We start from the raw sequence: 9,718 nt of genomic DNA on the forward strand, positions 1-9,718 counted from the left end.
GGGCCCGGCAATGTTAGATTGATGGTCATGCGGTGCCGAACAGCGGTACCGGATGCGGTCAGTCACCCACTGCCGCCGCATCTGCCTTTAACCAAGACGTAAGGAAGAGAACCTTGGTGCTCCCCGCCTCCCTCATGACCCAGGCCGATCGCCACTGGCAACGCCTGCTCGTTCAAGCCCCCCAGTATGGCGAGCTGACCGGCGCCAGCCGCGCTGAACTGCTCACCCTGTTTGGCCTCTCAGATTTCGCCGCCGAGGCCCTGATCCAGGAGCCGACCCTGCTGGCCGAACTGCTCGCCTCGACGGAGCTTCACAGTGACAACCGCTGGCGCGCCTATGAGCCGGAGCTCGCGGCCCTGCTCGCCGACCAGGTGGACGAAGAGGCACTCAAGCGCACCCTGCGCCGTTTTCGCCGCAGCCGCATGCTGGTCATCGCCTGGCGTGAGCTCCTCGGCCGCGCCGAGGTAGAGGAGAGTTTCATTCACCTGACCAGACTGGCGGATGCCCTCATCTGTGGCACCCGTGACTGGCTGTACAGCAAACAGTGTGACGAGCTGGGCACCCCCATGGATGGTGACGGCAACCCCCAGCCCTTGCTGATCCTCGGCATGGGCAAACTGGGGGGGGGCGAGCTGAACTTCTCCTCGGACATCGACCTCATCTTCACCTTCCCAGAGAACGGTTACACGGTCGGCGGGCGGCGTGAGCTGGCCAATCAACAGTTCTTCATCAAGCTGGGTCAGCGGCTGATCAACGCCCTGCACCAGACCACAGTCGATGGTCAGGTATTCCGGGTCGACATGCGGCTGCGTCCCTTTGGCGAGGCGGGGCCGCTGGCCATCTCCTTCGCCGCCATGGAGGATTACTACCAGCACCATGGTCGCAACTGGGAGCGCTACGCCATGGTCAAGGCCAGGGTACTGGGCCAGGAGTGCGCGCAGAGCCAGGCGCTCAGCGAGCTGCTGCGCCCCTTCGTGTTCCGCCGCTACATCGATTTTGGCGTCATCGATGGCCTGCGCCAGATGAAGGCCATGATCGCCGCCGAGGTACGCCGCAAGGGGCTCAAGGACAATATCAAGCTGGGTGCCGGTGGCATCCGCGAGGTGGAGTTCATCGCCCAGGCGCTGCAACTCATCCGGGGCGGGCGAGAGCCCTTGCTGCGAGTGCGTCACCTGCCCGAGGCCCTTAATGCCATCGCCCAGAGCGGTGCCCTGACCCCGGAGCGTTGCGATTGCCTGCTCAATGCCTACCGTTTCCTGCGCCGGGTCGAGAACCTGTTGCAGGAAATTGGCGATCAGCAGACCCAGACCCTGCCCACGGAGGAGCGCGACAGGCTGCGGCTCATCACGGCGCTTGGCTTCCCGGATTGGGAGGCCTTCATGACCCGTCTCGATCAGGAGATGGCCGCCGTCCATGGGGAGTTCGTCGCCGTGGTCGGGGAAGAGAAGGAGGCGCCGGATCATCTGGAACAGGCCTGGCTGGATCTGTGGCGCACCGATCTGGATGCCGCCGAAGTAGGCATTCTGCTCACCGAGCAGGGAGTCAGCGACCCCGAGCCGCTGGCCGGGGCCGTACTGCGGTTCAAGGAGGAGTACAAGCGTCGCCAGATTGGCCCCCAGGGCCGGATCGCCCTGGACTGGCTGATGCCCGAGTTACTGCGTCTTGTGGTAGCGAGCGAGACCCCTGCCCGCCTGTTCGAGCGGGTCTGCACCCTGCTCACCCGCATCTTCACCCGCAGCGCCTATCTGCAGCTGCTGGCAGAAAATCCGGCCGCCCTGCGCCAGCTGGTGCGGCTGTGCGATGCCAGTCACCTGGTGAGCGAGCAGCTCGCCCGCTACCCCATCTTGCTCGATGAACTGCTCGATCCCCAGCACCTCTACCACCCTACGCCCCTCGATCAATACAAACCCCAGCTGCGCCAGTTCCTGCTGCGCATCCCGGAAGAGGACGTGGAGCAGCAGATGGAGGCCCTGCGTCAGTTCAAGCAGGTGCAGTTGCTGCGCATCGTCGCCGCCGACATCGCCGGTGCCCTGCCACTGATGAAGGTGAGCGATCACCTCACCTGGCTGGCCGAAGCCCTGGTGGAAGAGGTGGTCAATCAGGCCTGGAGTCAGATCAGCGAACGTTACGGCGTGCCTCCCGACGTGGCCGAGAGCGGTCGGCGCAGCTTCGCCGTGGTGGCCTATGGCAAGCTGGGGGGCATAGAGCTCGGCTACGGTTCGGATCTCGATCTGGTGTTCCTGCACGGGGGTGACCCCAACAGCTACACTAATGGCCCCAAGTCCATCGACAGCCGCCAGTTCTACCTGCGCCTGGCCCAGCGGGTGTTGCACCTGTTCAGCACCCGCACCCCCTCCGGCATCCTCTACGAGATCGATATGCGCCTGCGCCCATCGGGGGATGCCGGGTTGCTGGTGTCCTCCCTGGCCGCTTATCAGCAGTATCAGGAGAACGAGGCCTGGACCTGGGAACATCAGGCCCTGGTCCGGGCAAGGCCCATTTACGGCGATGATGACATCGTCGCCGAATTTTCGCGTATCAGACGCGATCTCTTGGCAACCAAACGAGATTTGGGGGAGTTGGCCAAGGAGGTGCGCGAGATGCGTGTCAAGATGCGCGGTCACCTGCTCAAGGCGGCAGAGGGGGAGTTCGATCTCAAGCAATCCCCGGGGGGCATGGTGGATATCGAGTTCCTTGCCCAGTATCTGGTACTGGCCCATGCCCATAGCGAGCCCCAGGCCCTGACCCGCTGGTCAGATAACGTGCGCATCTTCGATGAGTGCGTGATGGCCGGTGTACTCAGCCTGGAGCAGGCCGAAGGGTTGAAACATGCTTATCTGGAGATCCGCAACCTGGGGCACCGCCTCAATCTCTCCGAGATCAGCCGCAAGGTAAAAGACGATCAACTGCTGGCCGAGCGCCAGCTGGTCAGCCAGGTGTGGCAGCAGCAGCTCGGCGACTGAGCCAGAGCCCCGACCCCAGGGTGGATCCTCATCCTGGGGTCGATGTCCGCTGGCGTGTGCCACTCGCTCTCCTTCACCCACACCAGCTAATGCGGTGAGCAGCAACGCTCCATATGCTTGGCCCCGGCTCAGGACTTGATATAAGCGAAGCCCTGTTGCTGCAATTCGATCAGGGTCAGGACGCCGGTAGAAACGACCTCAACCCCCGCCAGCAGCCGCTCGGGGGCTATCTGCTGACCTCGCAGGGAGTTGGCGCAGGCCAGCAACCTGACGCCCTGTTGCCGCAGACCGGCCCACTCGGGCTCACTCTCTCCTCCTTCCAGCAGGCTGGTTACCGCTATCCCATTGACCAGCAACACCAGCTCCCCGGGTTCACCAGCCATAGCCGCCAGTAAGTTATTGAGATTATTGAATGCCGCCCGGCTGCGATCCCGCTCGGACAGGTGAAAGACCACTCGAATCATCTGTTACCTCCTTGTTAGTGATCCCCATGATGACAGTCGCCGCCCCACAAGGCGAGCCTCATGGCTCCCAGCCAAGAGAAGCGACCCTAGCCATCTGGTCAGACCTGAATACCAGCCCAGTCATAACAAGGGCTAGACATTATTTCGGCAGAAAAATGGATTTTATATGAATGTAAAAGCCCTCCCCCTCGGTCTTCTAAAGCGAGGTCGATAGAGCAGCGCCATTATGATCCAACTCATTAACAAGGTTCGTAATGATGTCTGAGCATCTTGATCCCCCGACTCATGTGGTGGGGGAGTCGCTCCTCACCAAGATCAAGTCACATGGACGCTCGGCCAACGCTGGTAGAGTGACAATCCTTCAAGGAGATAGAACATGCACGCAACCCGTAAAACCATGAACCGTCTGGCCGGTGCCGCCCTCGCAATGGCTGCCGTCTCCCTCTCTGGTGCCGCTCTGGCCGCCAATACCGGACAACATGGTGAAAATCAGGTCCAATGTTGGGGAGTCAACAGCTGCAAGGGCCATAATGACTGCAAGACCGCCAGCAATGCTTGCAAGGGTCAAGGCAGCTGCAAGGGCCAAGGCTTCCTTAGCATGACGCGCGAAGAGTGCAATGCCCAAGGCGGTAAAGTCCGCTAACCTGGTCTTTCGCAGGGTAGAATGGCCGGTGACCCCATGGGGCAACCGGCCTGTTTTTTATGGCAAGCATGGATAGATCAGGAGCTCAGATGCACAGTTTCCCCTGGCTCGGCTTTGGTTTAGGGCTCAGGCCTCCCCACTTCCAAGAGGTGCTGGACGGGGCGCAGGGCGCCGACTGGTTCGAGATCCTCTCGGAAAACTTCATGGTGGCAGGGGGCAAACCCCGCTATTACCTGGAGCAGGTCCGGGCCGATTACCCCATCGTCATGCACGGGGTATCGATGAACATAGGCTCGGCGGATCCCCTCGACATGGATTACCTCAGCCGCTTGAGAGAGTTGATGCGCAGCATAGAGCCCGCCTGGCTGTCGGATCACCTCTGCTGGACCGGTGTCTCTGGCCACAACAGCCATGACCTGCTGCCGCTGCCCTTGACCGATGCCGTGCTCACCCATCTGTGCGAGCGTATCGATCGGGTGCAGAATTATCTCGGCCGCCCCCTGGTACTGGAAAATGCCTCCACTTATCTCGAATTTGCCGGTGCCGACTACCGCGAGCATGAGTTTCTCAACCACCTCAGCCGCCGGAGTGGTTGCCGCCTGCTGCTCGATATCAACAACATCTATGTGAGCAGCCGCAATCACGGTTTCGATGCCAACGCCTACCTCGACGCCATCGACAAGGATGCCGTGGTGCAGTTCCATCTCGCGGGCCATAGCGACTATGGGGACTATGTCATTGATACCCATGACCACCCCATCGTCGATCCTGTCTGGACCCTGTTTGAGCGGGCAGTGCGCCGCTTCGGGCCGATCAGTACCATGATAGAGCGCGACGACCATATCCCCCCCTTCCCTGAACTGGTCAGCGAGCTGGATCAGGCAAGGCAGATTGCCGCCCCGCACTGGGCTCTGGAGACGCAAGATGTCAACGCCGGTTGAGCTTCAGGCTCTGCAACAGGCCTTCATGACGGGTTTGCAGCAGCAGACCGCAACCCCACCCATTCCCCTCGTTGTCGGTTCGCTGCCCGCCGATCTGCGCTGGTACATCTATGCCAACGCCTACCAGAGCCGACTGCTGGAGTGCCTGCAACAGGACTTCGAGCAGACCTGGGCCTATGTGGGGGATGAGATGTTTGCTTCCCTCTGCCAGGAGTATCTGCAGCAGCGCCCTCCCCACAGCTGGACCCTGCGTGAGCTGGGGGCTCAGTTTCCCCTCTATCTGGAGCAGGCCCTGGCCGAACATCCTCAGGTGAGCGAGTTGGCCGAGTTCGAATGGCGACTGCGCGGCGCCTTCGATGCCGCCGATGCCGAGCCACTGACCCTCGGCGAGATCCAGCGCCTGGACCCTGAGTCCTGGCCCGATCTGCGCTTCCTGGTGACGCCCTCCACTGATCTGCATCTCCAGCATTTCAACTCCCTGGAGGTGTGGAAGGCACTCAAGGCCGAGCAGACCCCCCCTCCCCCACAGCGCAGTGAGTGTGCCATCCCTTGCCTCATCTGGCGCGATCCCGAGCGGCGCACCCGCTACCGCAGCCTGGATGCTGATGAAGCCATTCTGGTCGACGCCCTGCTCCATCAGGAGGCGTTCGCAACGCTCTGCGTGTTGCTCAATGCCCGCCTGCCCGGTGACAACGCCGCCTTCCAGGCTGGCCAGTATCTGCAACAGTGGCTCACGGATGGGCTGCTCGGCGGTTACCGGCTGGAGCAAGACGCATCACGGCTCGATTGACACTGCCTGGTTCAGCTACACAAACGAAACAGCCCCACCGATCTCTCGGCAGGGCTGTTTGCTTGACGGGGTCCCCGGCTATTTGAACAATCCCTTGAGCAGCTGGTCGGCCACCCCCTTGATTTGCTCATCCTCAGCCTTGTCCCCGAGCAGTTTCTTGAGGCCGCGCTCGGCCTCCTTGCGCGCCTTCTCCTCCAGCAGCTTGTTATCGGCGAGCAGCGCCTTGATGTCCAGCTTGTAGCTGGGGTCACGCCAATGCCCCCCGATCTGGACCGGGATGGTAATCCCCTTGAGCTCGGTCAGATCCTTGCCGCCCTGCCCCTTGCTGGTCTCCACCACTGTCGTTGCCATCAGGAAGTCCAGGGTCTCGGGCAGCAGCTCCGTTTTTCCCTTGCCCTCGACCCGCAGCGCCGGAGCCAACAGCAGAATATCGTCACTGCTCGCCACGCCTTTGGCTATCTTGAAGCTCGCCGTCAGGGCACTGAAATCTGTCTTGCGTGCCTCCTTGACCTCCCTGGCTTTCTCTCCCTTGAGCGTCGCCTTGGCCTCGCGCAGCATCTGCGGCAGGTTGATACCATTCAGGGCCCCATCTTCCACCTTGAGCCCTATGGTGCCGCTCAACTGGCTACGCAACGCATGGGAAGATAGTCCCAGGCCACTGAGCTCAATATCGGCATCGCCTCTGCCTGCCAGCAGGTCGGTCTTGGCAACGCTGTGAAGCAAGGGCTGCAGATCCACCCCCTTGACTTGCTTGTGTACCTTGAAGCTGGCCGGTTGCTGACGCGCATCGATCACCCCCTCCCCCTGAACCGAGCCGCCAAACAGCTTGGCACTAACATGCTTGAGATTGACCAGCCCCTTGTTGGCGGCCAGATCGAGCTCAACCTGCTGGGCGGTCACCCCATCGGCGATCAGGGTCCCCAGTTGCAGGCGACCGGCCAGATCCAGCCCTTTCAACCAGCTCAGATCCGGTTCAGCCGTGATGGTTGATGGCGCAACAGGGGCATTCGTTGATTTGGAGGCAGGGGCACTCTGATTGTCCGGCTCGGGGTTAGCGGTAATCCCCTTGTCCATTTTTTGACGCCAGGCATCCAGATCCAGCCGCTCGGCCGCAAGATTGAAACGAATGGCAGGCACTGCCGTCATCGCCACGCTGGCATCGCCGTTAAGCTGCAGATCATCTACGCCAAACCGTAACTTGGGCAGGGTCAACGTTTTATTCGCCATGGCCCATTGCCCCTCACCAGCCAAGGCCATCTTGACCCCAGACTCAGGCAGTTGCGGACCACTCAAGGAGCCATCGAGGGTCAAGTCACTAAAATCGACCAGAGTCTGGGCACCATTGAGACGCCCCTTGAGCTTGCTCTTCAGGTCGAACTTCAGCTCTCCCTGCTCTCCTTGAGCACTCAGGTCAAGCTGGCTCGATTGATCCAGCATCAGACGATCCGCGCTCAGCGTGAAATGGTCGACTCGGGTATCGGCCTGCTGCAGTGAGCCTTCGACAGCGAGCCCCTGCAACTCACTCGTCGCGAGATCCTTGCCGAGTTTCAGCTTGCTTGCCCCCTTGGCCGCTAATTTGAGCCCCTGCTGTTCCCCCTCCAGGGCGAAGCTGATGGGCACCCAGGTATCGAATCTGAGCTCGCCGAGGGCGAGGTCGAGGCGTGCCAGCTGGAGGCGAGAGCCGCTGCGATCATCCAGCACCAGAGCACTGGCCTGATTGAGGGAGATGCTCTCTATGTCCAACTGCCACTTCGCCTTGTTGGGATCAGCCTGATCCCCCCGTGTCACAGGCTCGGCACTGGGCTCTGTGGCCACGCTCCCATCAGCCTTCTTCAGGCCACTTAAGTTGGAGCTGCCATCGGCCTTGGTCTGGATAAAAAGGTGAGCCCCGTCCAGCGCCACCTCGCCAATCTGTAACTGATGGGAGAGCAGAGGCAGCAGGGCGACCGAGGCCTGGCCTCGTTCGAAGCGCACCAAGTCCGGCTCGGCAAATCCGCTCGGATTGCGCAGCGCCACCTGCTCGAGGGAGAGTCCCAGACTCGGCCAGAAGGTCCATGCGATGGGGCCCGATACCACCAGGTCCCGCCCCGTGTTCTTCTTCACCTGCTCTATCAGCAAGGGTTTGAAATCATTGGGGTCGACCAGGGTTACCAGAGCCGCGCCCCCGACAAGCAAGGCCGCGCCCAGCCCCAGCACCCCATAGATGATCTTCTTCATGAGTCACTCTCTCTCAAAAAACCGATTGCCACGACTATACCATGGTCCGCCAGCAGCAGGCCGGGCTAGCCCCCCATCACGATCGGGAGGCGACAGCTTCTGAACCCCGATAAGGCAAAGACCGGCACATTGGCCGGTCTTTGCGGTTAACACTGTTCGTACAATGCCCTCACCCCTTGAGGTGTTCGGCAAACAGCTGCCTGAATTTCTCCAGTTTGGGACGGATCACTATCTGGCAATAAGGCTGCTCACCATGCTGGGCATAGTAGTCCTTGTGGTCCGCCTCTGCAGGATAGAAGCCATCATAGCCGGTCAACTCGGTCACCAGGGGGCTGGCGAAGACCTTGGCTTCATCCAGCGCCTTGATCATGGCCCCGGCGACCCGCACTTGCTCATCATCATGGGCAAAGATCACCGAGCGGTACTGAGGACCCACATCATGACCCTGACGATTGAGAGTGGTGGGATCATGGCTGGCAAAGAAGGCCTCCAACAGGGTCGCAAAGTCGATAACGGCGGGGTCGTATTCGATCTGTACCACCTCGGCATGGCCGGTTTGGCCCGAGCAGACCCGCTGGTAATCTGCATCCCTGGCCGCTCCGCCCGCATAACCCGAGCTGACCTTGCTGACCCCCTTCAGGCTGCTGAATACCGCCTCGACACACCAGAAGCAGCCTGCTCCCAGGGTTGCCAATGCCATCTTCGACCCCTGAGGCTCGCTCCCCTCCCTAGCCTCAAAATCGAGGGAGACGGAGTTGACACAGTGGCGCAGATTCTTGTCGGTCAGATACTCCCCTTCAAATACATGGCCAAGGTGCCCTTCACACTGGGCGCACACTATCTCGACCCGGTGACCGTCCGCATCGGGAATTCGCTTCACCGCCCCCGGGATCTCATCATCGAAGGCCGGCCAACCGCAGTGGGCATTGAACTTGTGTTCTGAGGTATAGAGAGGCGCACCACACTTCTTGCACAGATAGCGCCCGGGGGCATCGTGACGGTAATACTCGCCACTGAAGGGACGCTCGGTCCCTTTCTGCTCAATCACATATTTTTCGAACTCTGTCAGGGCAGCCATGATGGACCTCCTTTATTGCAGGTGAATAGTAGACCGGGGAGCTGCTTGTCCTATTTCAAGCCCAGGCGACGCGAGATACAAGCCTGAGCATCAACAAGGAACCTTACCGTAAAAACAGGTTGGATCACCCAACAAGCAGAGCGCCCCACCTGTCTCTCTTGTCTTGCACCTGCCTGATTGGCGTACTGAACCCGTGGCTTAGTGCTCAACCAGATCGGTCTGCCAGAATGGCAAATCATGATGCAATGGCTGATATTTGCACCAAACGATCGCGAACAAGCCTGTAAAAGCCCTAACGGCAGAGCCATGGTTTCCAATAATGAGGGTGAAAAATGTGGGCTTTTGGCGCCATTTGAATTACGTGGAGGGGACTAAAAGAGACTGAAACATGGCAGGTCGGATCATATGGGCATGGCTGCCACCCGGCTTAAAAACACACAAAAGCAAAAAGGCCTTCCCGATTGGGAGGGCCTTTCTATTTATTGGCGAAGCGGACGGGGAGACGGACACGGTCCGGCTCAAGCACAAGGTGCCACAGGCAGGGGCCGAGTTGCCAGTGGCAAGTCGCAGCCCTGTCTATGGTCCCTTGTTTCCTTAATCCTGTTCGCGAATATCCAAAAGC

The 9,718-nt window shown here is 60.5% G+C and carries 7 protein-coding genes; 4 read left to right on the forward strand and 3 right to left on the reverse strand.

Features of this window, described 5'->3' with window-relative positions:
- The first annotated feature begins 134 nt into the window (after positions 1 to 134).
- The gene (gene glnE, locus BN1130_RS10690; RefSeq protein WP_042042000.1) at positions 135 to 2,963 is read left to right on the forward strand and encodes a bifunctional [glutamate--ammonia ligase]-adenylyl-L-tyrosine phosphorylase/[glutamate--ammonia-ligase] adenylyltransferase; all 2,829 of its coding nucleotides are present in this window, start codon (positions 135 to 137) and stop codon (positions 2,961 to 2,963) included.
- A gap of 128 nt (positions 2,964 to 3,091) precedes the next feature.
- Here glnE and BN1130_RS10695 read toward each other — a convergent pair whose 3' ends face one another.
- Positions 3,092 to 3,427, reverse strand: coding sequence for a DsrE family protein (locus BN1130_RS10695; protein ID WP_042041989.1), 336 nt, complete (start codon positions 3,425 to 3,427; stop codon positions 3,092 to 3,094).
- 376 nt (positions 3,428 to 3,803) lie between these two features.
- Here BN1130_RS10695 and bufA2 point away from each other — a divergent pair, with 376 nt between their 5' ends.
- From bufA2 to BN1130_RS21325, 3 genes are all read left to right on the forward strand, one after another.
- Complete coding sequence (bufA2, locus tag BN1130_RS10700; protein WP_042041990.1) at positions 3,804 to 4,070, forward strand: BufA2 family periplasmic bufferin-type metallophore; 267 nt, start codon at positions 3,804 to 3,806, stop codon at positions 4,068 to 4,070.
- Positions 4,071 to 4,159: 89 nt separating this feature from the next.
- Positions 4,160 to 5,011 (forward strand): MNIO family bufferin maturase, encoded by an 852-nt coding sequence (gene bufB, locus BN1130_RS10705; protein ID WP_157013975.1) that lies wholly within the window; start codon positions 4,160 to 4,162, stop codon positions 5,009 to 5,011.
- The gene (locus BN1130_RS21325; protein ID WP_052448213.1) at positions 4,995 to 5,801 is read left to right on the forward strand and encodes an HvfC/BufC family peptide modification chaperone; all 807 of its coding nucleotides are present in this window, start codon (positions 4,995 to 4,997) and stop codon (positions 5,799 to 5,801) included. The genes bufB and BN1130_RS21325 overlap by 17 nt, the downstream gene beginning before the upstream one ends.
- 78 nt (positions 5,802 to 5,879) lie before the next feature.
- On the opposite strand, the gene BN1130_RS10715 is transcribed toward BN1130_RS21325, so the two are convergent.
- Both BN1130_RS10715 and BN1130_RS10720 read right to left on the reverse strand, forming a co-directional pair.
- On the reverse strand, positions 5,880 to 8,018 hold the full coding sequence (locus BN1130_RS10715) for an AsmA family protein (RefSeq protein WP_042041993.1): 2,139 nt from the start codon (positions 8,016 to 8,018) through the stop codon (positions 5,880 to 5,882).
- A 169-nt stretch (positions 8,019 to 8,187) separates the two neighbouring features.
- The gene (locus BN1130_RS10720; protein ID WP_042041994.1) at positions 8,188 to 9,096 is read right to left on the reverse strand and encodes a bifunctional methionine sulfoxide reductase B/A protein; all 909 of its coding nucleotides are present in this window, start codon (positions 9,094 to 9,096) and stop codon (positions 8,188 to 8,190) included.
- Positions 9,097 to 9,718: the final 622 nt, after the last annotated feature.

Origin of the sequence: Aeromonas rivuli (assembly GCF_000820045.1) — a bacterium.
GTDB classification, from domain to species: Bacteria; Pseudomonadota; Gammaproteobacteria; order Enterobacterales; family Aeromonadaceae; genus Aeromonas; species Aeromonas rivuli.

What these genes read in the sequence shown, in the direction of transcription:
- bufA2 (WP_042041990.1), top strand. Translation starts at nt 3,804, where the DNA reads ATGCACGCAACCCGTAAAACCATGAACCGTCTGGCCGGTGCCGCCCTC.
- BN1130_RS10720 (WP_042041994.1), bottom strand. Translation starts at nt 9,096, where the DNA reads ATGGCTGCCCTGACAGAGTTCGAAAAATATGTGATTGAGCAGAAAGGG.
- BN1130_RS21325 (WP_052448213.1), top strand. Translation starts at nt 4,995, where the DNA reads ATGTCAACGCCGGTTGAGCTTCAGGCTCTGCAACAGGCCTTCATGACG.
- glnE (WP_042042000.1), top strand. Translation starts at nt 135, where the DNA reads ATGACCCAGGCCGATCGCCACTGGCAACGCCTGCTCGTTCAAGCCCCC.
- bufB (WP_157013975.1), top strand. Translation starts at nt 4,160, where the DNA reads ATGCACAGTTTCCCCTGGCTCGGCTTTGGTTTAGGGCTCAGGCCTCCC.
- BN1130_RS10715 (WP_042041993.1), bottom strand. Translation starts at nt 8,018, where the DNA reads ATGAAGAAGATCATCTATGGGGTGCTGGGGCTGGGCGCGGCCTTGCTT.
- BN1130_RS10695 (WP_042041989.1), bottom strand. Translation starts at nt 3,427, where the DNA reads ATGATTCGAGTGGTCTTTCACCTGTCCGAGCGGGATCGCAGCCGGGCG.